We start from the raw sequence: 25,069 nt of genomic DNA on the forward strand, positions 1-25,069 counted from the left end.
TGCATGGCATTGATTCTACTTGTTTCCAAGCACTTGCCGGTGTTTTGGACACGAGAAGGAGCCAACGCCATGCGTCACCACAATAGCGTATTGCACGGGCTTCTGAAGCATGTGCCGTGGTCGGTGTTCGATCGGCTTGTGGATGAACAGGGAACGGATGCCCGGGTTCGGCGGCTGAGCACCAAGAGTCAGTTTGTGGCGCTGCTTTACGCGCAGCTTTCCGGCGCCGCCTCGCTGCGCGAGATCGAAACGGCGATGTCCAGCCACGCGGGCAGGCTCTATCACCTGGGCGTGCGTCAGGTGTCGCGCTCGACCTTGGCCGACGCCAACGCCCTGAGAACGCACGAGGTCTTCTCGGGCCTGTTCGCCCATATGGCGGCCCAGACCAGCCGGGGCTTTCGTCGGTCGAGCGCCGAGGTGGTGCGCCTGATCGACTCGACGAGCCTGCGGCTGTCGGGGATTGCTGCGGCCTGGGCACGCTTCTCCCGCAGCGCCGTCGGCGCCAAGGCGCACATCATCTACGACCCGGACGCCGACCGGCCGCTCTACCTTGAAGTCACGCCCGCCAAGGTCAACGACATCACGGCCGCGCACGCCATGCCCATCGAGCCCGGCGCCACTTATGTCTTTGATCTCGGCTATTATCATTACGGTTGGTGGGAGCGCCTGAACGCAGCCGGCTGCCGGATCGTCACCCGGCTCAAGAAGAATACGCCCCTGGCTCCGGTCGCCGAACAGCCTCTGCCGCCCGGATCGACCCTGCTCTATGATCGGATCGGCCACCTGCCCGAACGCCTGACGACGACGCGCATCAACCCCTTCCAGGATCCCGTGCGCGAGATCGGCGTCGTTCTCGATGACGGCAAAACACTGCGCATCCTCACCAACGACCTGGACGCCCCAGCCCAGGAGATCGCCGACCTCTACAAGCGCCGCTGGGCCATCGAACTCTTCTTCCGATGGGTCAAGCAGACCCTCCGCATCAAGCACTTCATCGGGCAATCGGAGAACGCCGTGCGCATCCAGATCGCCGTCGCCCTCATCGCCTACCTGCTGCTGCGCATCGCCAACGACGCCGTCAAAATCGTCGACAGCCCACTCGCCTTCGCCAGGCTCGTCCGCGCCAACATCATGCACCGTCGCAGCATCGACCAATTGCTCAAGCCGCCCACCATCCCAAAAAGCGACCCTCGCCAATTCCATCTGGACTTACTCCCAACATGAACCGGACAGCCGTGGGGCCATTGCGACAAATCCCGCCATCACCGCCGCCTGAAAGAAGACAGGCTGCCGAAAAGAGGGAGAACTGTCGAAATCCGTCGTTGAACATCTGCTCATCGCCGGAGGCGGAGGCACGGTAGGGCAATCCTCGCTGTGATTCTGTGGCCGATCGAAAGGTCGACGCCCGGCTTGAGACAGAGGCAGGCCCGAGACGAAAACGCGGTCTTGCGGTAGCCAACCCGCGCATCAGAGTCTGATCAACCGTCGTCTCGAAGCCTTCGCCTCCGGCTATGCGCAGGACAAACTGAATAGGCCGCTGCCGCGGAACAGATCTGCTTGCCAAAGCCTCTTGAAAATGGACATGAGAGAATCATCGCTCCTTTCTCCGCCTCATTCCCGGGATGCACTCCAAGACCACGGCGCGCGGCGACATCGTGCCGTCTGTTTCCCGTGGCTTAACGACGGCAGCCCCATTCAAGAGATGGATCGTCAAAACTCCAGCGAAATGCGGGGTTCATTCTAATCCGAATGCCGTGAGCAGAAAGAACTCGATGTAGCTGATACACCTCCTTTGCCGTAACGCCCTCAGCTATAGGCAGATCATTATCCACGACACGTCGAGATTCTAAAATTCCACAACCCAATTCAACAGAAAGTTGATATATTGTTTGCTTGCGGCTGATGGAATTGCGATCAATGAAAACCGTATACTTCTGGTGGTCAAATCAGGAATGATCATAATTCGTCGTGGCCACGCTCCAGCCACAGTTGTCGAACAGCATAGCAAGACTCAGGTCTTGGGCTCTTGCGGACAATGTCCCTCCACAATCAAAGCAGTGCCCGTCAGATCTCGCAACAGCCATAAGCTTGAATGCCACCCTTTGCGGAAGCGCCAATTAGAACGGTGACTTTGTATCTGATGTCTGCTCCGTCGCACAATGGGGATTTTCGCGACCTATTACGGGGATAGTTTACTCATTTCGTGATCGCGGTCCGCGTCGATGCGGAGCCAGAGCGCGACGGTCGCCGCCTCCAGGCTGGCGAGCCGAGCGGACACCTGGTGGCCCCGCCCGAGCGCAGGGCGTTGGCCGCCGCGCCGTCTTCCGTCGCACCCAGCAGATCGGCCGAAGGGCCACGCCAGCAAACCGGTCAGGATCACCGGCGCACCACGAATGCCACCTCCAAGGCGACACTGCCGCCCCTCATCTCAATCCCTGCGCGCGCCAGGCCGAACAGGCCACCTCGACATCAATGTGTGGTGCGGAAGCATTGTGCGGTTTGCTCTCTCTTGAAGCGGTCCACCGCCCCGGTGACATCGGCTGTGCGCGGATAGGCGTAAGCGGCCGTGACGATCCTCTTGGCGATCGCCTCCGCCTCCGGCCTGAGATTGCGGGTAGCGGCTGTCATGATCTCTGACTGAGGCTCCCCCGCCTGCCGTTTCGCCATGACTACCCCCGCAAGGTTTGCCTCCGCCGTGCAGAGATTTGCCACCAGCATTGGCCGAATATCCTCATTCGCGCGTGGAGCACATGATGCGAGAGCCATCGCCGCGGCGGCAATCGCAAACCTGATCACTTTCATAATGTCACTCACCTGAGCCCGATGGAGGGCTGTCGTAACACGCCGCGACTTCTCCTTCGTGAATTAAGGTTCCGTTGCGGCCCGTCGTCTCCAGTGGATTGGCGACAAGACTTTCATCCGCAAGGTGCGCCCACACTGTCCGCGCAGAAAAAAGGCGACCCCGAAGAACGGCCCAATTGTTATCGTCTATCAGAGAGGAAAAAGCGGGAGACCGTAACAAGAAGATCGAGCGATCTGCGAAACAAACCATTTTGGCGCATAACAATGGAACTGTGCAGATAGCGCGCTAAAGGTTGGCGATGCGGGCTATCCACACACGCTATCCTAATCGCGAAAAAATAGACTGCCCCGCAATTCCTGCAGCCGACGGCGCGGAAAGCATGACGGTCGATCAGCCACCCTTGGACGGCAAGGCATAGACCGTTATAGCAAAAACCAGATAGACCATGATCATGAGCACGCCGGTAAACCACGCAGATCTTCCGCTGTTCGTGGTCAGCGATGCTGCCATCGTCGCGATGAACATGACCACGATGGCTCCAGGCCAGAACTGGAGACTCATGGGGGCCGGTCCGACGACGTAACTGACGAGCACCAGGACCGGGGCCACGAAAAGAGCGATCTGACTGGCACTTCCGAAGGCGATGCCGACACTCAGATCGAGGCGGTTTTTGAGCGCTCCGGAGAACGCGGATGCCATCTCGGCGGCGGCGCCGACCAGGGCCACGACGACAAAGCCGACAAACGCATGCGACATGCCCAGTTTCAGCGCCGCGCCCCCCACCGACTCGACGAACACCTCGCTGACCAAGGCAACCAGAATGGTCGCGACCGCCAGGGTGGCAAGTGCGAGAGAGACCGGCCAATGCTCCTCAGCAGGCTCCGAATGCATCTCGCTGCTGAAAAATGTCCGGTGCGTGCGAAGCGTGAAGACAAGGCCCAGGCAATAGGTAACGATCAGCAGAACTGCCAGGCTGAGGCTGAGGCTCTGCGTCATGCCAGCCGCCTCCCCCTCGCTGACGACCGAAGGCACCAGCATCGCAAAGGTCGACAGGAACAGCATTCCGACCTGCAGCCGCGCATTGGCGCGGTTGAACTCCTGGACGTGGTGCTTCAGTCCGCCGACAAGAAAGGATCCTCCGAGCATGAACAGCGTATTGGTCACGATGGCTCCCGCCAGGGACGCCTTCACAAGCACATACTCTCCGGCCCGCAACGCAGCCACCGCGATGACGAGTTCGGTGAGATTGCCGAGCGTCGCGTTGAGCAGCCCGCCCTTCGCATCGCCGAGTTTCGTCGAAACCGATTCCGTTGCCACGCTGAGAAGCGCCGCGAGCGGCACGATGGCAATGACCGACAAGACAAATAGCGCCGTATGCGACTGGGGAAAGACCGATCGGCCTATCAGCGGGAGGGGCACGAGAACCAGCGGCCAGAGCACCGGGCTGCGGCGAATGGTTCGGATCAGAGGCTCCGCCAGTCTGCCCGTGCCTGAATGAGACGCCGGCGCCATGGGACCGCGACCTCATCGCCAAGGTATCAACCCGTATTTATACCATGAGACGACGCGATCAAGAAAGCTATTGGAGCAGGCGACGACGGCACTTGTGGGCGGGTCGATGGAAATGAGATCAGATTGCGATGAAGCTTTACTTGAATCGCGATTTGGATTCCCCGCTCGGGTCGAGGGCGTGGAGGCGGCGACGGCGCGCGCCAGCGCGGGGCCCTGGTCACGAGTGAATAAGCTGCCCCCGAAATTCCCTGCCGCCGCCCCCAGCCGGGAGAGCCTTCTCTTCCTTTAGGGATTGCCAAGCCGCCCTGCATCGACCGACCGCATGCAAATTTTTTGTGCACACATCTCGCCATCATTGCGCAAATTTTGAATGCGACAAAACAATAAAAGCATCGTAAATTTGCACATGAGGCGCCGACAACGATCGAAGCTGCCTCGCATCAGGGGAGAACAGCCGTCATGCTCGCATTCGGGAAGATCGCCGGCGCCGCGCTCGCAGCCGCCATGCTGCTGGCCCAGCCGGCCGCCGCCAAGGACCTGGTGGTGGCGACCGACACCGCCTTCGTGCCGTTCGAGTTCAAGGAGGGCGACAAGTATGTCGGCTTCGACATCGACCTGTGGGACGCCCTCGCCAAGGACATGGGCGTCACCTACACGCTGCAGCCGATGGACTTCAACGGCATCATCCCGGCGCTGCAGACCAAGCAGGTCGATGTCGGGCTCGCCGGCATCACCATCAAGGAGGAGCGCAAGAAGGTCATCGACTTCTCCGACGGCTACTACGACAGCGGCTTCCTCCTGATGGTGCCGGTCGACAGCCCGATCAAGGGCGCCGAGGACCTCGCCGGCAAGACGCTGGCCATCAAGACCGGCACCTCGGCCGCCGACTACGCCAAGGCGAACTTCAAGGACACCGAGCTTCGGCAGTTCCCCAACAGCGACAACGCCTATCTCGAGGTCATGACCGGGCGCACCGACGCCGCCATGCACGACACGCCGAACGTGCTCTACTACATCAAGATGAACGGCCAGGGGAAAGTGAAGCCGGTCGGCCAGCAGATGATGGCCCAGCAATACGGCATCGCCTTTCCCAAGGGCAGCGACCTCGTCGCCAAGGCCAACGCCTCGCTGGCCAAGCTGAAGGCGGACGGCACCTACACGGCGATCTACAAGAAGTGGTTCGGCACCGAGCCACCGAAGAGCTGATCCCCGCCGCCCGACCGCGCGCCGGCCGCGCCGGCGCGCTCTCCGCCAGGGAGTCGTCCCGATGGAATTCGACTGGTCCGTGATCTGGCAGGCCCTGCCGGAACTGCTGAAGGGCGCCCGCCTCACCGTGCTGATCGCCCTGGCCGGCCTCGTCGGCGGCCTGGTGATCGGCGTCGGCGCCGGCCTGATGCGCGCCTATGGCAACAAGGTGCTCAACGCCCTGGCCCTCGCCTATATCGAGCTGATCCGCGGCACGCCGATCATCGTGCAGGTGATGTTCATCTACTTCGCCTTGCCGCTGCTCGCCGACATCCGCATCAATCCGCTGGCCGCGGCGATCCTCGCCATCGTCATCAATGCCGGCGCCTACATCGCCGAGATCGTGCGCGGCGCCCTGCTCTCGGTGCATCGCGGCCTGAAGGAAGCGGGCCTCGCCCTCGGCCTGCCGTTCTGGAAGGTGCTCGCCTATGTCATCGGCCCCCTCGCCTTCCGCCGCATGATCCCGCCGCTCGGCAACCAGTTCATCGTCAGCCTGAAGGACACCTCGCTGTTCATCGTCATCGGCGTCGGCGAGCTGACGCGCCAGGGCCAGGAGATCATGGCGTCCAACTTCCGTGCCGTGGAAATCTGGACGGCGGTGGCGCTGCTCTACCTCATCATGACCGGCGCGCTGACGCTGGCCCTGCGCATGACCGAGAAGAGGATGCGCATCCTATGAGCATCGTGGAATTCCGCAAGGTCACCAAGCGCTTCGGCCCGCTGACCATTCTCGACGAGGTCGACCTGAAGATCGCTCCCGGCGAGAAGGTCGTGCTGATCGGGCCGTCCGGCTCGGGCAAGTCGACGCTGCTGCGCTGCATCAACGCCCTGGAGGCGATCGACGGCGGCGACCTCGTCGTCGACGGCGTCAGCGTGCTCGGCGGCGCCCGCAAGGTGCGCCTGATCCGCCAGGAAGCCGGCATGGTCTTCCAGCAGTTCAACCTGTTTCCGCAGATGACGGCGCTGCAGAACGTCGCCTTCGGCCCGCGCCGGGTGCGCGGCACGCCGCGGCGCGAGGCCGAGGAACTGGCGCAGTCCCTGCTCGCCAAGGTGGGCCTGGCCGAGCGCGCCGGCCACTATCCCGGCGAATTGTCCGGCGGCCAGCAGCAGCGCGTGGCGATCGCCCGCGCGCTCGCGGTCAAGCCAAAGCTCATGCTGTTCGACGAGCCGACCTCGGCGCTCGACCCGGAGCTGCGCCACGAGGTGCTCCGGGTCATGCAGGCCCTGGCCGAGGACGGCATGACCATGATCGTCGTCACCCATGAGATGGCCTTCGCCCGCAAGGTCGGCACCCGGCTGATCTTCATGGAGAAGGGCAAGATCGCCGTCGACGGACCGCCGGCGGCGCTGCTCGAAGGCTCCGACAATCCCCGCCTCCGGGAGTTCCTCCAGCATGTCCATTGAGTCCGGGCCGAGCCTCGCCCTCCTCCACGCCGCCGGCACGCCGCGCGAGATCGGCGTGCAGCTCGGCCGCTTCGGCGCGGCCGCGGTCCACGACCACCTCACGAAGACGCAGGCCTGGGCCGGCATCGTCGCCCGCCGCGCCGAGCCCCGAGTCCGACGCATGGCCGATCTGGTCGCCGAGCGCTTCCCCGGCCCCTATGCCGAGCTGCAGGGCCTGGCCGAGGGCCTCGGCCTGCCCTTTGCCGATGTGTTCGCCTGGAACTGCCGCGGCGACATCTCGGCCATGGCGCCGGACGGCTGCACCACCGTGCAGGTGCCGGGCACACGGCGCGTCATCGCCCACAACGAGGACGGCGATCCCGGGTTCCGCGGCCATTGCGCCCTGGCCCGCGTCGTCCCGGCCGGCGGACGGGCCTTCACGTCCTTCGTCTATCCCGGCTCGCTGCCGGGGCACACCTTCGCCGCCACGGATTCCGGCCTGGTTCAGACGGTCAACAACATCCGCGCCCGCGAGGCTGGCGACGGCCTGCCGCGCATGGTGCTGACGCGGGCCGTGCTCGATTGCGCCAGCCTCGACGCCGCCCTGGCGCTGCTGGGCGGCGCCGACCGGGCCGGCGCCTTCCACCTGACCCTGGCGCAGGCCGGCGACCCGCGCCTCCTCAGCGTCGAGTTCGCGCATGCGGCCTGCTCGGTCGTCGAGGTCGCCGCGCCGAGCGTCCACGCCAACCACCTCGTCCATGCCGGCACCGTGGGCATCCCGCAGCTCGTCACCGCCTCCTCCGCCGCCCGCCAGCGCCGGGGCGACGCGCTGGCGGCGGACGGCACCGCCGGGCGCGATCCGCTGGCGGTGCTGCGCGACCGGGCCGGGCCGGGCCTGCCGATCCGCCGCGACGATCCGGCGGATCCGGACGACGAGAACACGCTGGCGACCGCTGTTTTCCTTCTCGACGGCGACGGGCTAGACTGGAGCGTCTATGACAGGGCCGGCGGACCCGCATGCTTCCATGGTCGTGAGGGAGTGGTGACGGCCGGGTGAGGGAGCCGCGCCGATGGAAACCGAAGCCAGCCTTTCCGGCGACGCCGTCCCCCGCACGATCGAGGCGCTGCGTGACCTCGCGCTGCGGATCGGCCGCGAGGACGCCGCCGTCTCGCTCGGCGCCAAGGCCCATGACGTGCTGGCCCGGCTGGTCGACATGCCCGAGCAGGCGGCGGTGCGCTCGATCTCCGAGCTCGCCGGCCTGCTCGGCGTCAACGCCTCGACCCTGACGCGGCTGGCCAAGCGCCTGGGTTATGCCGGGTTCAGCGACTTCCAGGGGGTGTTCCGCGAGACCATCGCCGACGACCGGCGCTATTTCTACAGCCGCCAAGTCGGCCGCCTGCTCCGCACCCGCTCCGGCTCGCAGGCGGATACGGGCGTGTTCGAACGGCTGGCCCGCGAGACCGCCGCCAATGTCGAGGGCTGCATCGCCCAGCTCGACCCTGAGGCGCTGCGCGGCGCCGCGCGCCTCCTGGCGATCGCGCCGCGCGTCCGCCTCCACGGCGTGCGCCAGTTCCACGCGCTGGCGAGCTTCCTGACCTATGGCCTCGGCATGCTGCGCAGCGATGTCGGCCTGCTCGACGCGCCGCGCCTCGGCGTCGCCGAGGCGATCTCCCAGCTCTCCCCGGGCGATGCGATCGTGGTCGCCAGCTGCGCGCCCTACACGCGCAGCGTCGCCCGCGTCGCCGAGGTCGCCGGGCGCAACGGCCTCGACGTGATCGCCGTCACCGACACCCGCTCCTCCCCGCTTGCCGGCCCGTCCCGCTACGCCTTCTTCGTGCCGCATGCGAGCAGCTTCTACTCCAACAGCATGGGCGCCTATGTCGTGTTCTGCGAGGGCCTGCTCAACCTCGTCGCCCGCGAGCTGGGCGAGAAGGCCGCCCTGGCCATGGCCGAGCGCGAGCGGCTGATCGCCGACATGGCCGTCGAGATCTGAGCCCGACGCCGCGCAGATCGCGGTTCTGCGGCACCGGCGCGGTCAGCGGTCGATGGCGGCGCAAGGCCCCGCTCTCCGCCGGGAGGGGGGTTCTACGCCTCTTCTTTCACGACCGCCGGCCTGCGGCGCATATCCGCCCTCAGGCGGCGGCCTTCTCCACCTTCGGTCTGAGGCCGAGGAGATGGCAGATGGCGTAGACCAGGTCCGCCTTGTTCATGGTGTAGAAGTGAAAGTCGGTGACGCCGCGGTCGACCAGGTCGAACACCTGCTCGGCCGCCACCGCCGCCGCCACGAGCTTGCGCGTCGCCACGTCGTCGTCGAGGCCCTCGAAGCGGTCGGCCAGGCGGCGCGGCACCGCGGTGCCGCAGCGCTCGGCGAAGCTGCGCACCTGCTTGAAGTTCTGCACCGGCACGATGCCCGGCACGATCGGGATGTCGATGCCCGCCTCGCGCACCCGGTCGACGTAGCGCAGGTAATGCTCGTTCTCGAAGAAGAACTGGGTGATCGCCCGGCCCGCGCCGGCGTCGACCTTGCGCTTGAGGATGTCGATGTCGAAGTCGAGCGAGGGGCTCTCCGGGTGCTTTTCCGGATAGGCCGAGACCGAGACCTCGAAATCGCCGATGGCGCGGATGCCGGCGACGAGGTCGGCGGAATGGGCATAGCCGCCCGGCGTCGGCTCGTAGCGCTGGCCGACGCCGCCCTGCGGGTCGCCGCGTAGCGCCACGATATGGCGCACGCCCGCCTCGTGATAGCCGCGGATGACTTCGTCGACCTGGCTCCTGGTGGCGCTGACGCAGGTCAGGTGCGCCGCCGGCCTCAGCTCGGTCTCGCGCACCATGCGCGCCACCGTGCCGTGGGTGCGCTCGCGCGTCGAGCCGCCGGCGCCGTAGGTGACGGAGACGAACTCCGGCCCGAGCGGCGCCAGCCGGTAGACCGCGTCCCACAGCGCCGCCTCGGCCTCGTCGTTCTTCGGCGGGAAGAACTCGAAGGAGACGCGGATGCCGCCGCTCGAAGGCAAGGCATGGCCGGCCATCACGCAACCTCCCTGCCCAGCGGCAGCACGTCGGACTGCAGGCGCGGGTCGCGCCCCACCCAGATCGACACGGTGAGCCGCGAGGCCCCGCCATCCGCCACGACGGTGCGGTAGAGCTGCGGCTGCAGCCGCGCCGCCTCCAGCCAGTGGTCGATGGTCTCCTGCGGGAAGCCCAGGCGGCGATGGGCGAAGTCCTCGCGTAGGAACTCCAGATCGTGCGGGGCGAAATCGACGATCACCAGCCGCCCGCCCGGCCGCAGCGCCCGCGCCGCCTCGCGCAGGGCCCGCCCGCCATCGTCGAGATAATGCAGCACCTGGTGGATGATCACCAGGTCGTAGGCGCCCGGCTCGACCGAGAGGGCGAAGAGATCGCCCTGGCGCACCACGGCGTTGCGGACGCCGGCCCGCTCCAGATTGGCGCGCGCGACGCTCAGCATCTCGGCGCTGGCGTCGATGCCGACGGCCCGCGCCGCCAGCGGCGCGAACAGTTCGAGCATCCGCCCGGTGCCGGTGCCGATGTCGAGCAGGGACTGGATCGGCCTGTCGCCGATCACCTCGCGCAGGGCCGCCTCGACCGCCTCGTCGGGCGCGTGCAGGGCGCGGATCTGGTCCCAGTCCTCGGCGTGCTTGCGGAAATAGTCCGCCGCCTCGGCGGCGCGGGCCCGGCGCACCTCGACCAGCCGCGTCCGGTCGCGGGCCAGATCCCGGTCGCTGCGGTCGAGCCGGTCGAGGATCGAGGCGAGGATGTCAGCCTTGAGCGAGCCCTCGGCCAGGCGGAAGAACGCCCAGGCCCCCTCGCGGATGCGTTCCACCAGCCCGGCTTCCATCAGCAGCTTGAGATGGCGGGAGATGCGCGGCTGCGACTGGCCGAGGATCTCGGTCAGGTCGGACACGTTCAGTTCCCCCTCCGCCAGGATCGCCAGCAGGCGCAGGCGCGTCGGCTCACCCGCGGCCTTGAGCACGCCGAGCACGGTATCGAAAGGCGCCACGTCGCGCATGCACGCACCCCTTGATGTTCACACATAAAGATATGTTTATGCGAGTTCTGGATAGATGCAAGGGTTTTGTCGCATAGCCTTCTTCGGGCTGTACGCCAATTCCTTCGGCCGCAAACCGTCCTCCCACCGATCGCGCTCACTCCAGTCGCCAGCGTTTGGCACAGCTGCAAACGGCATGTCATTGGCGAGCAGGTAAAATACTACTGGCGCAACAGCAACCATTGGCAGAAAGAGCCATTTCATCCTAAATGACGCAGGGGATTTCGCAGGATTCGATCGCGTGAGAGAAGCTGAATTCAAAGCGTGGTTTCAATCACAGGGCTACTCTGTGAACACTAGCAACACCCAGATGAGCAAGGTCAGAAAAATCGAGAGGCATTTCGGTGAGCTCGATGAGCTATGCCGCCGCGGTGAATTCGACAAGGTCGAAGCAATCCTTAAATCCGGGGAAGGAATTCCAGAGGGATTGGGCAATGATGGCGAACGTCGCCATCTGCCGACGAGTCTGCGATACTACAAGAGATTTTTGGAGGATAATAATACCTCTTCAAGTGTTTCTCTCGGCTTGACTCCACCTGACATTCTCGCGGCAATTGATCGCTGCGAGGCCGCCGGCTCGATCGAGGCCTTCATCGCCAGGCATGAGGGGCTCGGCAATCCGAAGAAATTCTGGCTGCTCCATCGCGGCAAGCGTTATCCCAGCAAGGCGATCGTTCGCGATGCGCTGGGCCATGTCGGAAGCGACGCGCTTCCGGGCGGCGCGCAGTGCAAGGCCGCGCTCGATGCCCTCGGCTTCGTTGTCATCGACTGGCCCGCCTTCAATATCCTGCGCGATACCTTTCTTGCCCGAATGGCGGGGTTTGAGGATTTCCGCCGCCAGGATGGAGATTATTGGACCGTCGAGCGCCGCTACAAGGATCGAGTGATCGACAAGGTCCGCGCCATCGCGGAGTCGCCTGCCGATGATCGTACAGCCGGCGAGCAGATCTATCGCGCGCTCAGCGTAGAGGGGCAGGGAGGACCGCTCAGTTGGCGCACACTCGAGGAGGTGCAGAGGGCCGACACAAGCTTGCGCGACCGGTTCTATGAGGCCGTCGCGCGAATGGCGCGCAGCGACGAAGACCCGCTCGTCACGATCGCCGATGGCGCTAGAGCACTCGAGCAATTGAAGGCGGATGGCCTCGTCGGCCTCCGGCGCGGAGAGGTGCTGGCAATCGCCATCAGCGTGGTCGGTACCCTCCACCCTGAGGCTGCGAGCTGGTTCAAGATCAGCAGGATCGAGGCGATGGGCCAGCGCCTCTTCGGCCGTAAGCTCTTCGAGCACAACGATTTCACGCTGGCTGATCTTGACGAATTCCTTCAGCTCATGCGCGCACTATTCGCGCTGTTTGCAGGCGAAGTCGGCTGGGACCCCGCCGATCTGTTCGACGTGCAGGGCTTCGTCTGGGTTGCGCTTGAGGACAAGAGGGATGGCGAAGAAGGCGCTGCAACCACGGAATCGCAGCCTACCGCGGAGGAAGACCAGGTTTTGGAAAACGGGCCTTACTGGCTCGTAGGCGCGTCCTTCGGTCGTACAAGCGATCAGTTCGATCGCTTCATCGCCGAGGGTATCTGGGAGATCAGCAGTCCCAGCGACCGGCATCGCGAACAAGTGCGGCGGATGCAGCCAGGCGAGCGGATCGCGATCAAGGCGACCTATGTGCGCAAGAATGGCTTGCCGTTCGATAATCACGGTCGCTCGGTATCGGTGATGTCGATCAAAGCGATCGGCACGATCACGGCAAATGCCGGTGATGGGGAGCGGATATCGGTTGACTGGGAGTCGGGCTTCAAATCCCGCGAGTGGTATCATTACACCTACCAGCCAGCGATCTGGGAGGTGTACCCCACCAACGAGATGGCGCAGCGGCTGATCCGCTTCGCATTCCATGGCGAAGCCCAGGACTATGCGTGGTTTCTGCAGAACCTGTCGCATTGGGGCGGCCTGCCGGCGGATGAGGCATCTCCGCCCGACCCGGTGAAGCGCTCGCCGCTCAACCTGATCCTCTATGGCCCTCCCGGAACGGGCAAGACCTACCGTACGATGGCCGAGGCGGTGCGGCTATGTCGCGGTTTGGCCGACGACGATCCGCTGCTGAACGATCCGACGCGGCGGCGGGAACTGCGCCAAGCCTACGAAGAATTGAAAGGCCAGGGACAGATCGGCTTCGTCACCTTCCATCAGAATTACGCATATGAGGACTTCGTCGAGGGCCTGCGCCCACAGCCGCTTGCGGACGGTGTCGGCTTCACCCTCAAGGCGGAGCCGGGGATACTGCGGCAGATGACGGAGGCAGCTGAGATCAGCGCCGAGGAGCATGTCCTCGTCATCGACGAGATCAATCGCGCCAACATCTCCAAGGTGTTCGGCGAGCTCATCACGCTGATCGAGCCGGACAAGCGCCTCGGCATGGACGAGGGCATGCGGCTCACCCTGCCGTACAGCAACGCGCGGTTCGGCATACCTGCCAACCTCCACATCATCGGCACCATGAACACGGCCGACCGCTCTATCGCGCTGCTCGACACTGCGCTTCGTCGCCGGTTCGAGTTTCGCGAGTTGATGCCGGATGCATCGCTGCTAGGGACGGTCGATGGGATCAATCTCGCCGCGCTGCTCACCACCCTCAACGAGCGGATCGAGTATCTCTTCGATCGCGAGCATCAGATCGGCCATGCCTATTTTATCCGCTGCGAAACCCGGAGCGACGTGGACGAGGTGATGCGGCACAAGGTGATCCCGCTGCTCGCCGAGTATTTCTACGAGGAGTGGGCGAAAGTCGCAGCCGTGTTGGGCGACGGGGACGACGGCGAGGGAGATCGTGAGGGTTGCTTCATCGTCCGCCGCCGTCTCAGGGCGCCCAAGGGCATGGGCGGCAATGAAGATGCCACGCCACGCTATCGCTGGAGCGTCCGCGACACCTTCTCCTACGACGGCTTCGCAGCGTGATCGGCCGCACGATCCTCGAATGGGAGACGATCCGTTACGGCGATGCGGCGGACGAAATCCCGGCGCATGCAGCCGACCGCATTGCTGCGGTCGCGGCGGCGTCGCCGCTTGCCGGACGCGGCGGCGGGGTTATCGAGCACGGCCGCAAGGGACTTCGCGCACGTGGTGTCGTCGGCGTCATCGCTGCCGACGGTTGCGCACTCGAAATCCTGCCGAAGATCGACATTCCCGGCGAGGACAGCGCTCGGGCGACGGAGGGCATCCGCCGCCGCCTCGTCCATATGCTCGCCGTCGCGCTCGACCTCAAGATCGACGCCGGGCAGATCACCGCGCTTGACTGGCAGCGCGAGACGCTGCTCGAAATCTTGATCCGCCTGTTTTCCGAGAAGCTGGTCGACGCCGTGCGGCAGGGCATGCCCCGCCGTTACGTCGAGCATTCCGACGATCTGCCGACGCTTCGGGGCCGGCTGAACGTGACGCGGCAATTCACCGCTCTCGCCGTCGAGCCGTCCCGGCTGGCCTGCCGCTACGATGCCCTGACCCAGGACATCGCGCTGAACCGGATCATGAAGGCGGCGGTCATGCGGCTCTCCCGCATCGCGCGCACCATGGACAATCAGCGGCGGCTTCGCGAACTGGCGTTCGCCTATGCCGATATCGCCGACGCGCCCGTTTCGGCGCTGCGGTGGGACGCAGTCGTTCTGGACCGCACCAATAGCCGCTGGCGCGAGTTGCTCGACCTCGTGCGCCTGCTGCTCGGCGAACGGTTCCAGACCACGTCGGCCGGTGGCAGTAATGGTTTTTCGCTGCTGTTCGAGATGAACACGCTGTTCGAGGAATATGTCGCACGGATGCTGAAGCTTGCGCTGGCAGATACCGACCTGCGCGTCGTAAGCCAAGGCGGGCGGCTCTATTGCCTCGAAAGCGCGGACAACCGCGGCATCTTTCGGACACGGCCGGATATTCTGGTGAAACGCGACGACGCCGTGGTGCGGGTGATCGACACCAAGTGGAAGCGCATCGCCGCACGGATCGACGATCCGAAGCAGGGCGTCTCACAAGCCGACGTCTATCAGATGATGGCATATGGCCGTCTCTATCAATGCAACAAGCTCACCTTGCTTTATCCGCATCACCATATGCTCCGACGTGATGACGGGCTGATCCATGATTACGCCGTCAAATCAAGCCAAGATCGCCTGGAGATATTTTCAGTCGATATTTCGCGGAGCAACAAGGAAATCAAAGAACGCTTGGCTCGTGCATATTCGTCTGGCAAGCACGCTGCCCCTGACGCATAAATCGCGCCACCGATGGCGGAGCGACGACACATGCAGCCAGGCCGGCGCAACAGCGAGGAAAGGGTCCGCGTGCCGGCGGGCGCCGGTGCAATCGTCGCCGAGGTCGCGGCGAGGGGCGCGCTTTCGCGGCGCGCGATCCTGTCGTCGTCCGGCCTTGCCCGCGCCACGGTCGTGGATCGGCTCGACAAGCTGTTCCGCGCCGGCATCCTGCTGGAAACCACGCCTGCCGCCACCGGCCGAGGGCGGCCCGCCGCGCTGATCGGCCTGGACGCGGCGTGCGCGACGATCCTGGCGGCGGATGTGGGCGAAACCTTCATCCACATCGCGATCACCGACCTGGAGCCACGGCTGTTGCGGGAACAGGTGGTGGAGCACGACGTCGAGGCCGGCCCCTACTCCGCGCTGGAACGGATCGCGAGCGCCTTCGAAGCCATGGTCGCCCATGCGGGCCTGGACGCCTCCAAGGTGCTGGGGGCCTGCGTGGGGCTGCCTGCGCCGGTGGATTTCGCGGCCGGCACGGCGGCCGGCCCATCGGTCATCCGTCACTGGGAGGGATTGCCGCTGCGGGACTGGCTCGCCGACCGCCTCGGCGTGCCGGCTTACGTGGAAAACGACGTCAACCTGCTCACGCTCGCGGAGCAGCGCCGCTCCGGGCGTGATTCCGACCATTTCCTGTTCGTGAAGGCCGGCACCGGCATCGGCAGCGGCATTCTTTCGCATGGCGTCCTGTATCGCGGCCACAAGGGCGTCGCCGGCGACATCGGCCATATCCAGTTCGGCTCTCCGCCGCTGCATCGGTGCCGGTGCGGCAAGATCGGCTGTGTCGAAGCGAGGGCCAGCGGCTGGGCCATCGCGCGGGACTTGCGGGCGGCAGGGTTCTCCGCGCGCAATGCCGCGGACGTTCTGGACCTGGTCAGGTCGGCCGAACCCGAGGCGATCCGAGGCGTCGTCGCCGCCGGCGAAGTGCTGGGCGAAGTCATCGCCGATGCCGTCAGCATCCTCAATCCGGACACCATCGCGGTGGGCGGAACGCTGGCCGGCGCCGGGGACTTTCTGCTTTCGGGCCTGCGCGCGGCCGTGTTCCAGAGGACCTTGCCGATCGCGAATGCCGAATTGCGCATCGTTCAGGTGGATCATACGCCCCAGCTCGGCCTGATCGGGGCGTCCCTGCTGGTGCGCGAGATGGAATTTTCCCACGCGCGCGTCGAGGCGACCGTCCAGAGGCTGGCCGGGCGGGCGGCGCGAAGCGCGTCGCGGCGGCCGACTCGCCCCATGTCCCGCTCCGAGGAGAAGCTGCCCATCTGAATTTTTGTCTGAACTTAGACAAAAAACTTTCCCGCCATGGAGGGTTTTGCTAGCCTCGCGGCAGTTGCCCGGCCGGCTCGCCGGAGCGACCGCTCGGGAGGAACTGCCATGGTTGGAACGTATTTGGGCCGGCTGGGTCTAGCCGGCGCGGCGATCGTCTATGCCCTGTCGGCAAGCGCTGCCGACAAGCCCAAAGTGCTGGTGATCTATCCCTATCTGGGCGATCAGTCCTTCGTCCGCATGCACAAGGCTTCCGAGGCGGAGGCAAAGAAATATCCCGACGTGACGATCAACATCGTCGCCGGGCCGGATCGCACCAACGCCAATTACTTCATCACCGCCATCGAGAAGGCGATGACCGAGGGCTACAACGTCATCGCCATCAACCACGGCGGCGCGGCCGCCCAGCTCTATCCCGCGCTGGAGAAGGCCCAGGCCGCCGGCATCAAGGTGGTGGGCTTCGACACCGGCCTTCCCCAGCTCAAGGACCACGCGTCGGACGTGCTCTACGACATTCCCGGCGCCTCCGGAAAAGCCGGCGAATTGTTCGCCGGCATCGTGCCGAAGGGCGCCAAGATCGGCATCATCCGCTGCCTGCTCGGCAATCCCGACACGGACGCCTTCATCGACGGCTTCAAGAAGGCGACCGCCGCGATGGCGTACAACGTCGTCATGGACGCGGACGCCAAGTGCGACCCGGCCAATGCCCGCACCATCACCGAGAACATGCTGACGGCGACGCCGGACCTCGGCGGCCTGTTCAACGTCTTCGATGTGTCGGCGCAGGGCTCCCTCCAGGCCCTGAAGGCGGCCGGCAGCAGCGTGCCGATGGGCTCCATCGGCGGCCAGCTCTACGGGGCGGACGCCGTCGCGGCCGGAACCAGCTGGAAGTTCACCGTGCCCTATCCCTTCGAGGCCATCGGCTCCTACGCGGTCGACACGGCGGTCAAGGTGGCGAAGGGCGAGAAGGTCGAGCCGAAGACGGTCGTGCCGGTCGCCACGCCGCTGACGCCCGAGAACGCCGGCAAATATGCCGCGGACCTGAAGGCGTCGCTGGCGCAGTGATCCCGCGCGGCGCTTATCTTGGCGTCTATGGGGGCAAGCCCGGCCATGACGGGCTGAGAGGTCTTCGCCAATCGACAACCGGAGCATTTGTTTCCCGGCGATGCCCTCCTGTGTGTGACCAGACATGGTTTGGAGCGCGATGACCGACACGACCTCCCCACAGGCCGCCGACCGCAAGGACAGTCCCGTCCCGTTTGCGATCGACTTCGGCCTCAAGCTGCTGCGCACCGGCCCGCTGTTCATCCTGCTGGCGCTGGTCGTCGCCATGACGCTGCTGAACGAATATTTCCTCACCGTGCGCAACCTCCAGAACCTGTGCACGCAGACGGCGATGGTGGCGGCGCTCGCCCTCGGCCAGCTCCTCGTCATCGTGGTGCGCGGCGTCGACGTGTCGGTGGGCAGCGTGCTCGGCCTCACCGTCGTCGTCTCCGGCCTGCTGATGCAGGCCGGCCATGACAGCGGCTTGCTGCACGTCGCCACCTTCATAGGCGTCGGCGCTCTCTTCGGCGCCTTCAATGGCTTCATGATCGTCAAGGGTGGCATCCCGCAGCCGCTGATCGTCACCGTCGCCACGCTGGGGATCGGCCGCGGCATGGCGCTGCTCCTGAGCGGCGGCACCGAGCATATCGGCATGGCGCCTGTCGTCGGCGCCGCGGGCAGCGGCTTCGTGCTCGGCATCCCCGTCCCCGCGCTCCTCGTCGGCCTGCTGACGGTCGGGCTGGCAGTGTTCACCATGCGCACGCTGTGGGGCCGCTGGATCTACGCCGTGGGCGGCAACCCGGATGTCGCCGGCTGGCTGGGCGTCCCGCGCGACCGGGTGATCATCAGCTGCTACGTCATCTGCGGCGCCATGGCCGGCTTCGCCGGGCTTCTCTACGCCGGCCGCACGGATGCGGCCTCGCCGCTGGCCGGGGTGGGCATGGAGCTGGATGCCGTCACCGCCGTCATCATCGGCGGCGCCAGCCTGTTCGGCGGCAGGGGCCACATCGCCAACGCGCTGGTGGGAGCGCTGATCATCGGCGTCATCCGCAACGGATTGAACCTGATGAGCGTCTCGCCCTTCTGGGAAGCCATCGCCATCGGCGCATCGATCCTGCTGGCGCTGGAGCTGGACGTGCTCCGCCGCTATCTGGAAAACCGGCTGCGGGCCCTTGCCGCGAGGTCGCTGCGATGACGCGGGACGTGATCCTGGAAGTGCGCGGCGCCCGCAAGTCCTTCGGCTTCGTGACGGCGCTGGGCGGCGTCGACCTGCAACTCCACCGCGGCGAGATCCTGGCGCTGCTGGGCGACAACGGCGCGGGCAAGACCAGCCTGGTGCGCGCCATCAGCGGCGTCATGCGCCTGGACGAGGGCGAGGTGCTGCTGGAAGGCAGGCCGCTGGTGCTGCATTCGCCGGGGGACGCGCGCCGGGCCGGCATCGAGACCGTCTACCAGAGCCTCGCGGTGCTGGACAATCTCGACGTGGCGTCGAATTTCCTGATCGGGCGCGAGCGCACGCGGCCGCGCTGGCTGGGCCCGCTCGGCTTCCTCAACCCGCGGCGCGAGGCCGAGCAGTGGGTCGAGGCGACGAAGGACCTGGGCATCAAGGCGCTCAATCCCAGGCAGGAGATCGGATTGATGTCGGGCGGCCAGAGGCAGGCGGTGGCGGTCGCCCGCGCGGTTGCCTTCGCCAGCAAGGTCGTCATCCTTGATGAGCCGACCGCGGCGCTCGGCGTGCGCGAGTCCGGCCAGGTGCTGAAGCTCATCAAGTCGCTGCCGCAACGCGGCGTCTCGGTCATCCTGATCAGCCATAACATGGACCATGTGATGCAGGTGGCCGACCGCGCGGTCGTCTTGCGGCAAGGCCGTGTCGCCGGCTCGTTGGTCCCCGAACGCGCCAGCGTGCCACAACTCATCGCCATGATCATGGGCGCCGACGCCGGCGCCCAATCGGCGGCCGGCTGATCCGGCGCATTTTCGGAAGGGGCTCCCCGTGTCGGATCGTGAACCACGCCGTGACGAGGGCGCCGGCCGGACGGCCGACCGCCCCCCCCGCACCATCATCGGCCTGGACTACGGCACGGAATCGGCGCGCGGCGTCCTGATCGACGCCGACACCGGCGCCCAGCTTGCCGATCACACGCATGCCTATCGCCATGGCGTCATGACCGCCCGCCTGCCCGGCGGCGAGGCGCTGCCGCGCGGATGGGCGCTCCAGGACGCGGCCGACTATATCGAGGCGGCGCAGGACATCCTCGGCCGGCTCGGCCGGGGCCGCACGGTCGAGGGCATCGGCATCGGCTTCACCGCCAGCACGCCCCTGCCGGCGGACAGGGACGGGACCCCGCTGTCCCGGCATTTCCCGCATGAGCCGCACGCCTATGTGAAATTGTGGAAGCACGCGGCCGCCCAGCCGCAGGCCGATCGCATCAACGCTGCGGGCGGCGCCTTCCTCGACAATTTCGGCGGCAAGGTCTCAGGTGAATGGCTGCTGGCAAAGGCGGCCCAGCTCGCCGAAGAGGCCCCCGATATCTGGTCGAAGACGGCCCGATTCATCGAGGCCGGCGACTGGCTGGTCAGCCAATTGATCGGGCATGAGGTCCGCAGCCTCGGCTTCGCGACCTACAAGGCCCAATACCTGCCCGGCGCAGGCTATCCCGTCGGCCTCGTGCCGGGCCTGGAAACCCGGCTCGCCGCCCCCGCCCCCGCCGGCACGGCGGCGGGCGCGTTGAGCGAGGAATGGCGGTCACGCACGGGAATTGCCGGGCCGGCGAAAGTCGCGGTCGCGATCATCGATTCCCACGTGGTGCTGCCGGCGGTCGGCGGCATCTCGGACGGAACCCTGGTGGCCGCGCTCGGCACATCCGCGGTCTACCTCTACCTGTCCGAAACGTTCCGGCCGCTGCCGCCCGGCATCGAGGGAGTCGCCCGCGACGGCTCGATCGCCGGCCTGTGGTGCTACGAGGCGGGACAGGCCGGCTTTGGCGACTCGCTGGCGTGGTTCGTGCGCAACTTCCGCCCCGGCGGCGACGAGGCCGAGGGCTATCGCCTGCTCGGCGAGCAGGCGAGCCGCATCGCGCCCGGGCAGGCGGGGCTGGTCGCCCTCGACTGGTGGAGCGGCAACCGGGTGCCGTGGGCGGACTCCCGCCTGAGCGGCGTGCTGGCCGGGTTGACCATGCAGACCGCTCCGGCGCAGGTCTACAGGGCGATGATCGAGTCGATCTGCTTCGGCGCGCGCAGCATCGTCGAGCGTTTCGAAAAAGGCGGCCTGCCGGTGAAGCGCGTCGTGCTCACCAGCGGGCTGGCGGCGAAGAACCCGCTCCTGGTGCAGATCATGGCCGACGTGCTGGGCCGTCCGGTGCTGCTGGCGGAGATCGACAACCCCACCTCCACCGGCGCGGCCATCCACGGCGCGGTTGCGGCCGGTTTGGTCGCAGGCTTCGCCGAAGGCAGCAGGACATACGGCGCGGCCCGCTTCGCGACCGTCGAGGCCGACGCCGCCAATGCCACGACCTATTCCCGGCTGTTCGGCATCTACGAGGATCTGTCGAACAACGAAGCGCTTCGCCGGAGCCTGGTGGCGATCCGTGACATCGAGCTGTCGCGCGTCCCCGGATCGTAGCGCCGGCGAGGCCCGCGGCGCCTACCCCTTCCAGACCCACTGCTCCGGCACGCGGACATGGATCGGGTCGCCGGCCGCGATCCGGCCGGCGCGGTCGACGGTGGCGACCACGCCGCGCAGGCGCTTCGACACCTCGACGAAGCGGAAATCGATCCGCGCCTCGTCCGGCAGCCGGCGGGCGATCTCGCCGCCGGCGATGCGGCACGGCGCGTTCTGGTCGGTGACCGCCAGCGCGGCGCCGGAGGGGAAGAACAGCCGCGTGCCGCGCGGGATCATCGAGAAGGCCGGCAGACCGGAGACGGCGAGGTTCGCCCCGATCCATTCCGGCTCGATCACGGCGACGCCGAGCGCCGCGGCGATCTCGGCCAGTTCCTCGACCGAGACGATGGAAAGCTGGCGTTCGTTGCGGATCGGGTCGCCGCGCTTGAACCACGGCACGCGCACATCGGCCGGGCGGGAGAAGCCGGCATGGCGGTCGCCCGGAATGCCCTCCAGCGTCAGGTCGATCGTCTCGACCCGCAGCGTCGCGATCTCCTCGCCCTGCCCGACCGCCAGCGACGCGGCCAGCGCCGTGCGCTTGATCACCGGGATGATCGCAACCGCAGCCTCGACCCGCTTGCCCTCGTCAGCCATGGCTTGCTCCTGTTCGGTGCGGACCATGCCTCACGCCGCACCGGTTCGCCATCGCAAAACGCCGATGACCCCGCGGCGAGCGCCGACGGGCGGTTCCCCGCTCAGCGTCGGGCGACAATGAACAGCCGCGGAAAGGCCAGCAGGACCTTGCCGTCGGCGCGCACGGGATAGGCCTCCGCCAGCCTGGCCTGGTAGGCGGCGAGGAAGCCCCGGCGCTCCTCCTCGTCGAGCGGGTCGAGGAAGGGCCTCAGCCCGGTCGCCCGCAGCCAGTCGACGATCGCGGCCGTGCCGGCCAGCGGATGATGATAGGTGGTGCGCCAGATGTCGACCGACGCGGCCCGCGACGCCAGCAGGTCGTAATAGCCGGAGGCCGGCAGGATGCGCTCGCGGATCGCGGCGGCATCGCCGAGCTTGGCGGCCCACGGCCCGTCCGCCGCGGTCGCCCGCATGGCGCGATGGCTGGGCTCCTCGAGGTTGTCCGGCATCTGCACGGCGAGAACGCCGCCGGGCCTGAGCTGCGCCATCAGCCGCGGGAACAGGCCGTCATGGCCGCCGACCCATTGCAGCACCGCATTGGCGAAGATCACGTCCACCGGCGCCTCGGCCTGCCATGTCGCCACATCGGCCTTGACGAAACGGGCGGTCGGAAGCCGCTTCACGGCATTCGCCAGCATGTCGTCCGACGTGTCGAGGCCGGTCAGCGCCGCACCGGGCCAGCGCTCGGCCAGGAGTTCGGTCGAATTGCCCGGACCGCAGCCGAGGTCGACGGCCTGCGCCGCCGTCTCCAGCGGCACCCGGGCCAGCAGTTCGCGCGCCGGACGCGTGCGCTCATCCGCGAAGCGCAGATACAGGGAGGCGTTCCAGTCAGCCATGACGACCTCGTTCGCTCGGTCCGCGCCGCTCCGGCATGCGGCGGTCGCCGCGAATGTGACCGAGTCGCTCCCCGCCTTCGAGGGGCAAGAGGACGCACGCCCACCGACCGACACTGTCACGCCAGGGACAGGGCCCTGTCGAACACGGGGTCTCGCCCCGCCGCATAATCGGAAAAGGTCGTGTCGACGCGGATGTCGGGCATCAGCGAGATGCCGCGCGGCCCGAAGGCGACGCTGGCCCAGTAGCAGGCCGCAAGGTTGCGGCATCCGTCCTGATAGTCCTCGTAGCGGGTGCTGTATGTGGCGACGATGCCGGAATTGGGCAGCGTCCTGGTCCTGGTTTCGGCCCAGAAATGTCCGTCGTCGCCCATGGGCTCGCCGATGAACACCACCGTGCCCGGGCCTGCCGCCTTCAGCACCGCCGCGGTCGCGATGGCGGCGGAGAAGGTCCCGCGCCCGATCAGCACGGCGATGCGCCCCTGCGGCATCAGCTTGGGCAGCGCCTCGGCGAAGAGCAGCGTCTCGAAGAGATTGCCGCCATTGTTGAAGCGCAGGTCGAGCAGGACGCATTGCGGCGGCTTCGGCGCCACCTGCCGCTCGAGCACGCCGAACAGCAGCTCCCTGTCCAACGCCTCCGGCTCGCGGCCGACCAGGCTGTTGCTGCGGATGTAGAGCAGCTTGCCGCTGTCGCCCAGCCACTGCGTCGACAGATCCCGCGGCCGGGCATAGGCCAGAGGGAGATCGGCCAGCCCGTCGAGGACATGCAGCCAGCGGCCGGGCAAGGCCTTGTCGTCGGGCATGAGCACCGACCAGGCGCTGGCGAACGGCAGATGGGCGTCGCCGGGATCCGGGCGGGTCGCCGGCCCGAGCCGGACCACGCTGTCGCGGCCGTCGCGCAGGCGCAGCGTCAAGGTGAGGTCGCCCGCCTGCGGCATGGCCCCGATGCGTCGCAACATCGCCGGGCCGGTGAGATAGGCGGCGCCGAGGCACCGTATCCGCTGGTCGGTGCCGGACACGTAGGGCGCCACCCGGGAGAGGGCCTCCTCCGCCGCCAGGGGGCCGAGCCGGTCGATGCGCGCGCCCAGCAGAGACGGCAATTGCGGTTCTGCGCGGACGATGTGGAGCCCGTCGGCGAACCACCATGTCCGGATCGGCAGGTCGCCGAGGAGGCGGCCGACCATCGCCGCGGTGTGGCCGTTGCGCGGGATGGCGGCCGCCCGCATCACGGCCAGGGCCAGATCGGCGGCCGACATCGTCCCCGCCCCGGCCATGGCCTCGGCGACCGCCCGGTCGAAGAGCACGCGCTGCTGTGCATCGAAGCTGCGGTCGAGCGGCGCCCACTGCGTCCGCAGATAGGTCAGATCCGCCCGGATCTGATCGGCCGTCAGCTCGGAGCGCCGAGCCCCCGCAGCGGTCTGTGCCATGCCGAAACCGGGCACCGCAGCCCAGGCCAGGGCGGCCGAAGCTCCCCGCATCCATTGCCGGCGATTCAGGTGCATGGCGCAGGCCCCGGCAGACGACCCTTCGCATAGTAGCGCCGGCCGACGCCGCTCGCCATTGGCCTCCGGCCCTCCACCGTCACGCTTTCGCGATGGCGCGGATTGCGGTATTACTTTTTGCGACGAGTAATACGAGGTGGCGATGGCGACGGCGGTAACCGTCAAGGGGCAGGTCACCCTGCCCAAGGCCGTGCGCGAGGCGGCCGGCATCCGGCCCGGCGACTATGTCGAGGCCCGGGCGACGGCGCTCGGCACGGTGGTGATCGAGAAGACCCGCACCGACGCGCTGGCGCGCATCGAGCGCAGCCTGGACGACCTGCGCAAGCGCGGCCTCTTCGCCAGCATGAGCGCCGAGGAGATCCTGCGCCTGACCCGGGACGACGAATGACGCTGGTCGACAGCGACGTCCTGGTCGACCTGTTCTTTCGCGACGCGATCTGGTTCCACTGGTCCAAGACCAACCTGGCGCGGCGCTCGGAGATCGGGCCGCTCGCCGTCGTCGACGTGACCTTCAGCGAGATCGCCATCGGCTTCGCCCATGCCGCCGACGTCGAGATGACGCTGGAGGCGCTCAGCATCGAGCGCATGGCCATGAGCAACGAGGCGCTGCACGCCGCCGCCCAGGCCTTCAAGCGCTACCGGGCGGCCGGCGGGCGCCATACGGGCGTGCTGCCGCATTTCCTGATCGGGGCCTGCGCCCTCACCGCCGGCCTGCCGGTCCTGACGCGGGACCGCCGCTATGCCGTGCACTTTCCCGGCGTCGAGCTGATCACGCCGTAGCCCGACGAATGCGCGCGGCGCGCCGAGGCGAGGCCGCCCGGCCCCACGCAACGGAT

The 25,069-nt window shown here is 66.9% G+C and carries 22 protein-coding genes; 15 read left to right on the forward strand and 7 right to left on the reverse strand.

Annotated elements, in window-relative coordinates:
* Nucleotides 1-69 precede the first annotated feature (69 nt).
* A complete protein-coding gene (locus AC27L4_RS10275) occupies nt 70-1,224 on the forward strand; it encodes an IS4 family transposase (protein WP_487142026.1) in 1,155 nt (384 codons plus the stop codon).
* A 1,245-nt stretch (nt 1,225-2,469) separates the two neighbouring features.
* On the opposite strand, the gene AC27L4_RS10280 is transcribed toward AC27L4_RS10275, so the two are convergent.
* Both AC27L4_RS10280 and cax read right to left on the reverse strand, forming a co-directional pair.
* Nucleotides 2,470-2,802: a hypothetical protein gene (locus tag AC27L4_RS10280; protein ID WP_487142027.1), complete on the reverse strand. Its 333-nt coding sequence runs from the start codon at nt 2,800-2,802 to the stop codon at nt 2,470-2,472.
* Nucleotides 2,803-3,193: 391 nt separating this feature from the next.
* Nucleotides 3,194-4,315, reverse strand: coding sequence for a calcium/proton exchanger (gene cax, locus AC27L4_RS10285; protein ID WP_487142028.1), 1,122 nt, complete (start codon nt 4,313-4,315; stop codon nt 3,194-3,196).
* A 459-nt stretch (nt 4,316-4,774) separates the two neighbouring features.
* Between cax and glnH the strand changes: the two genes are divergently transcribed.
* The 5 genes from glnH to AC27L4_RS10310 all read left to right on the forward strand — a co-directional run bounded on the left by glnH (nt 4,775) and on the right by AC27L4_RS10310 (nt 8,937).
* Complete coding sequence (glnH, locus tag AC27L4_RS10290; RefSeq protein WP_487142029.1) at nt 4,775-5,521, forward strand: glutamine ABC transporter substrate-binding protein GlnH; 747 nt, start codon at nt 4,775-4,777, stop codon at nt 5,519-5,521.
* Nucleotides 5,522-5,582: 61 nt separating this feature from the next.
* Nucleotides 5,583-6,239, forward strand: a complete 657-nt coding sequence (gene glnP, locus AC27L4_RS10295; protein ID WP_487142030.1) for a glutamine ABC transporter permease GlnP — start codon at nt 5,583-5,585, stop codon at nt 6,237-6,239.
* Entirely contained in the window at nt 6,236-6,964 is a 729-nt protein-coding gene (glnQ, locus tag AC27L4_RS10300) for a glutamine ABC transporter ATP-binding protein GlnQ (protein WP_487142031.1), read from the forward strand. The genes glnP and glnQ overlap by 4 nt, the downstream gene beginning before the upstream one ends.
* Nucleotides 6,954-8,000, forward strand: coding sequence for a C45 family autoproteolytic acyltransferase/hydrolase (locus AC27L4_RS10305; RefSeq protein ID WP_487142032.1), 1,047 nt, complete (start codon nt 6,954-6,956; stop codon nt 7,998-8,000). The genes glnQ and AC27L4_RS10305 overlap by 11 nt, the downstream gene beginning before the upstream one ends.
* A 13-nt stretch (nt 8,001-8,013) precedes the next feature.
* The gene (locus AC27L4_RS10310) at nt 8,014-8,937 is read left to right on the forward strand and encodes a MurR/RpiR family transcriptional regulator (RefSeq protein ID WP_487142033.1); all 924 of its coding nucleotides are present in this window, start codon (nt 8,014-8,016) and stop codon (nt 8,935-8,937) included.
* A gap of 139 nt (nt 8,938-9,076) precedes the next feature.
* On the opposite strand, the gene metF is transcribed toward AC27L4_RS10310, so the two are convergent.
* On the reverse strand, nt 9,077-9,970 hold the full coding sequence (gene metF / locus AC27L4_RS10315) for a methylenetetrahydrofolate reductase [NAD(P)H] (RefSeq protein ID WP_487142034.1): 894 nt from the start codon (nt 9,968-9,970) through the stop codon (nt 9,077-9,079).
* The gene (locus AC27L4_RS10320) at nt 9,970-10,968 is read right to left on the reverse strand and encodes an ArsR/SmtB family transcription factor (RefSeq protein ID WP_487142035.1); all 999 of its coding nucleotides are present in this window, start codon (nt 10,966-10,968) and stop codon (nt 9,970-9,972) included. The genes metF and AC27L4_RS10320 overlap by 1 nt, the downstream gene beginning before the upstream one ends.
* Nucleotides 10,969-11,317: 349 nt before the next feature.
* On the opposite strand from AC27L4_RS10320, the gene AC27L4_RS10325 reads away from it, so the two are divergent.
* The 7 genes from AC27L4_RS10325 (at nt 11,318) to AC27L4_RS10355 (ending at nt 21,229) form a co-directional block, all read left to right on the forward strand.
* Entirely contained in the window at nt 11,318-13,957 is a 2,640-nt protein-coding gene (locus tag AC27L4_RS10325) for an McrB family protein (protein ID WP_487142036.1), read from the forward strand.
* On the forward strand, nt 13,954-15,258 hold the full coding sequence (locus tag AC27L4_RS10330) for an McrC family protein (protein WP_487142037.1): 1,305 nt from the start codon (nt 13,954-13,956) through the stop codon (nt 15,256-15,258). Before AC27L4_RS10325 ends, AC27L4_RS10330 begins: the two co-directional genes overlap by 4 nt.
* Nucleotides 15,259-15,288: 30 nt before the next feature.
* Nucleotides 15,289-16,563, forward strand: a complete 1,275-nt coding sequence (locus AC27L4_RS10335) for an ROK family protein (protein WP_487142038.1) — start codon at nt 15,289-15,291, stop codon at nt 16,561-16,563.
* 108 nt (nt 16,564-16,671) lie between these two features.
* The gene (locus AC27L4_RS10340) at nt 16,672-17,628 is read left to right on the forward strand and encodes a sugar ABC transporter substrate-binding protein (RefSeq protein WP_487142039.1); all 957 of its coding nucleotides are present in this window, start codon (nt 16,672-16,674) and stop codon (nt 17,626-17,628) included.
* 139 nt (nt 17,629-17,767) lie between these two features.
* Nucleotides 17,768-18,802, forward strand: coding sequence for an ABC transporter permease (locus tag AC27L4_RS10345; protein WP_487142040.1), 1,035 nt, complete (start codon nt 17,768-17,770; stop codon nt 18,800-18,802).
* Nucleotides 18,799-19,572 (forward strand): ATP-binding cassette domain-containing protein, encoded by a 774-nt coding sequence (locus tag AC27L4_RS10350; protein WP_487142041.1) that lies wholly within the window; start codon nt 18,799-18,801, stop codon nt 19,570-19,572. Before AC27L4_RS10345 ends, AC27L4_RS10350 begins: the two co-directional genes overlap by 4 nt.
* A gap of 28 nt (nt 19,573-19,600) precedes the next feature.
* On the forward strand, nt 19,601-21,229 hold the full coding sequence (locus AC27L4_RS10355; protein ID WP_487142042.1) for an FGGY-family carbohydrate kinase: 1,629 nt from the start codon (nt 19,601-19,603) through the stop codon (nt 21,227-21,229).
* A gap of 21 nt (nt 21,230-21,250) precedes the next feature.
* On the opposite strand, the gene AC27L4_RS10360 is transcribed toward AC27L4_RS10355, so the two are convergent.
* The 3 genes from AC27L4_RS10360 to AC27L4_RS10370 all read right to left on the reverse strand — a co-directional run bounded on the left by AC27L4_RS10360 (nt 21,251) and on the right by AC27L4_RS10370 (nt 24,233).
* Nucleotides 21,251-21,862 carry an MOSC domain-containing protein gene (locus AC27L4_RS10360; protein WP_487142043.1) on the reverse strand — a complete coding sequence of 204 codons (612 nt, stop codon included), beginning with the start codon at nt 21,860-21,862 and terminating at the stop codon, nt 21,251-21,253.
* A gap of 101 nt (nt 21,863-21,963) precedes the next feature.
* Nucleotides 21,964-22,734 (reverse strand): trans-aconitate 2-methyltransferase, encoded by a 771-nt coding sequence (gene tam, locus AC27L4_RS10365; protein ID WP_487142044.1) that lies wholly within the window; start codon nt 22,732-22,734, stop codon nt 21,964-21,966.
* Nucleotides 22,735-22,850: 116 nt separating this feature from the next.
* The gene (locus tag AC27L4_RS10370; protein ID WP_487142045.1) at nt 22,851-24,233 is read right to left on the reverse strand and encodes a S41 family peptidase; all 1,383 of its coding nucleotides are present in this window, start codon (nt 24,231-24,233) and stop codon (nt 22,851-22,853) included.
* Between the two features lie 142 nt (nt 24,234-24,375).
* On the opposite strand from AC27L4_RS10370, the gene AC27L4_RS10375 reads away from it, so the two are divergent.
* Nucleotides 24,376-24,621: an AbrB/MazE/SpoVT family DNA-binding domain-containing protein gene (locus AC27L4_RS10375; RefSeq protein WP_487142046.1), complete on the forward strand. Its 246-nt coding sequence runs from the start codon at nt 24,376-24,378 to the stop codon at nt 24,619-24,621.
* On the forward strand, nt 24,618-25,013 hold the full coding sequence (locus AC27L4_RS10380) for a type II toxin-antitoxin system VapC family toxin (protein ID WP_487142047.1): 396 nt from the start codon (nt 24,618-24,620) through the stop codon (nt 25,011-25,013). Before AC27L4_RS10375 ends, AC27L4_RS10380 begins: the two co-directional genes overlap by 4 nt.
* Nucleotides 25,014-25,069: the final 56 nt, after the last annotated feature.

The organism is Labrys sp. Lb11 (assembly GCF_057554225.1).

What these genes read in the sequence shown, in the direction of transcription:
- AC27L4_RS10275 (WP_487142026.1), top strand. Translation starts at nt 70, where the DNA reads ATGCGTCACCACAATAGCGTATTGCACGGGCTTCTGAAGCATGTGCCG.
- AC27L4_RS10280 (WP_487142027.1), bottom strand. Translation starts at nt 2,802, where the DNA reads ATGAAAGTGATCAGGTTTGCGATTGCCGCCGCGGCGATGGCTCTCGCA.
- cax (WP_487142028.1), bottom strand. Translation starts at nt 4,315, where the DNA reads ATGGCGCCGGCGTCTCATTCAGGCACGGGCAGACTGGCGGAGCCTCTG.
- glnH (WP_487142029.1), top strand. Translation starts at nt 4,775, where the DNA reads ATGCTCGCATTCGGGAAGATCGCCGGCGCCGCGCTCGCAGCCGCCATG.
- glnP (WP_487142030.1), top strand. Translation starts at nt 5,583, where the DNA reads ATGGAATTCGACTGGTCCGTGATCTGGCAGGCCCTGCCGGAACTGCTG.
- glnQ (WP_487142031.1), top strand. Translation starts at nt 6,236, where the DNA reads ATGAGCATCGTGGAATTCCGCAAGGTCACCAAGCGCTTCGGCCCGCTG.
- AC27L4_RS10305 (WP_487142032.1), top strand. Translation starts at nt 6,954, where the DNA reads ATGTCCATTGAGTCCGGGCCGAGCCTCGCCCTCCTCCACGCCGCCGGC.
- AC27L4_RS10310 (WP_487142033.1), top strand. Translation starts at nt 8,014, where the DNA reads ATGGAAACCGAAGCCAGCCTTTCCGGCGACGCCGTCCCCCGCACGATC.
- metF (WP_487142034.1), bottom strand. Translation starts at nt 9,970, where the DNA reads ATGGCCGGCCATGCCTTGCCTTCGAGCGGCGGCATCCGCGTCTCCTTC.
- AC27L4_RS10320 (WP_487142035.1), bottom strand. Translation starts at nt 10,968, where the DNA reads ATGCGCGACGTGGCGCCTTTCGATACCGTGCTCGGCGTGCTCAAGGCC.
- AC27L4_RS10325 (WP_487142036.1), top strand. Translation starts at nt 11,318, where the DNA reads ATGAGCAAGGTCAGAAAAATCGAGAGGCATTTCGGTGAGCTCGATGAG.
- AC27L4_RS10335 (WP_487142038.1), top strand. Translation starts at nt 15,289, where the DNA reads ATGCAGCCAGGCCGGCGCAACAGCGAGGAAAGGGTCCGCGTGCCGGCG.
- AC27L4_RS10340 (WP_487142039.1), top strand. Translation starts at nt 16,672, where the DNA reads ATGGTTGGAACGTATTTGGGCCGGCTGGGTCTAGCCGGCGCGGCGATC.
- AC27L4_RS10345 (WP_487142040.1), top strand. Translation starts at nt 17,768, where the DNA reads ATGACCGACACGACCTCCCCACAGGCCGCCGACCGCAAGGACAGTCCC.
- AC27L4_RS10350 (WP_487142041.1), top strand. Translation starts at nt 18,799, where the DNA reads ATGACGCGGGACGTGATCCTGGAAGTGCGCGGCGCCCGCAAGTCCTTC.
- AC27L4_RS10360 (WP_487142043.1), bottom strand. Translation starts at nt 21,862, where the DNA reads ATGGCTGACGAGGGCAAGCGGGTCGAGGCTGCGGTTGCGATCATCCCG.
- tam (WP_487142044.1), bottom strand. Translation starts at nt 22,734, where the DNA reads ATGGCTGACTGGAACGCCTCCCTGTATCTGCGCTTCGCGGATGAGCGC.
- AC27L4_RS10370 (WP_487142045.1), bottom strand. Translation starts at nt 24,233, where the DNA reads ATGCACCTGAATCGCCGGCAATGGATGCGGGGAGCTTCGGCCGCCCTG.
- AC27L4_RS10375 (WP_487142046.1), top strand. Translation starts at nt 24,376, where the DNA reads ATGGCGACGGCGGTAACCGTCAAGGGGCAGGTCACCCTGCCCAAGGCC.
- AC27L4_RS10380 (WP_487142047.1), top strand. Translation starts at nt 24,618, where the DNA reads ATGACGCTGGTCGACAGCGACGTCCTGGTCGACCTGTTCTTTCGCGAC.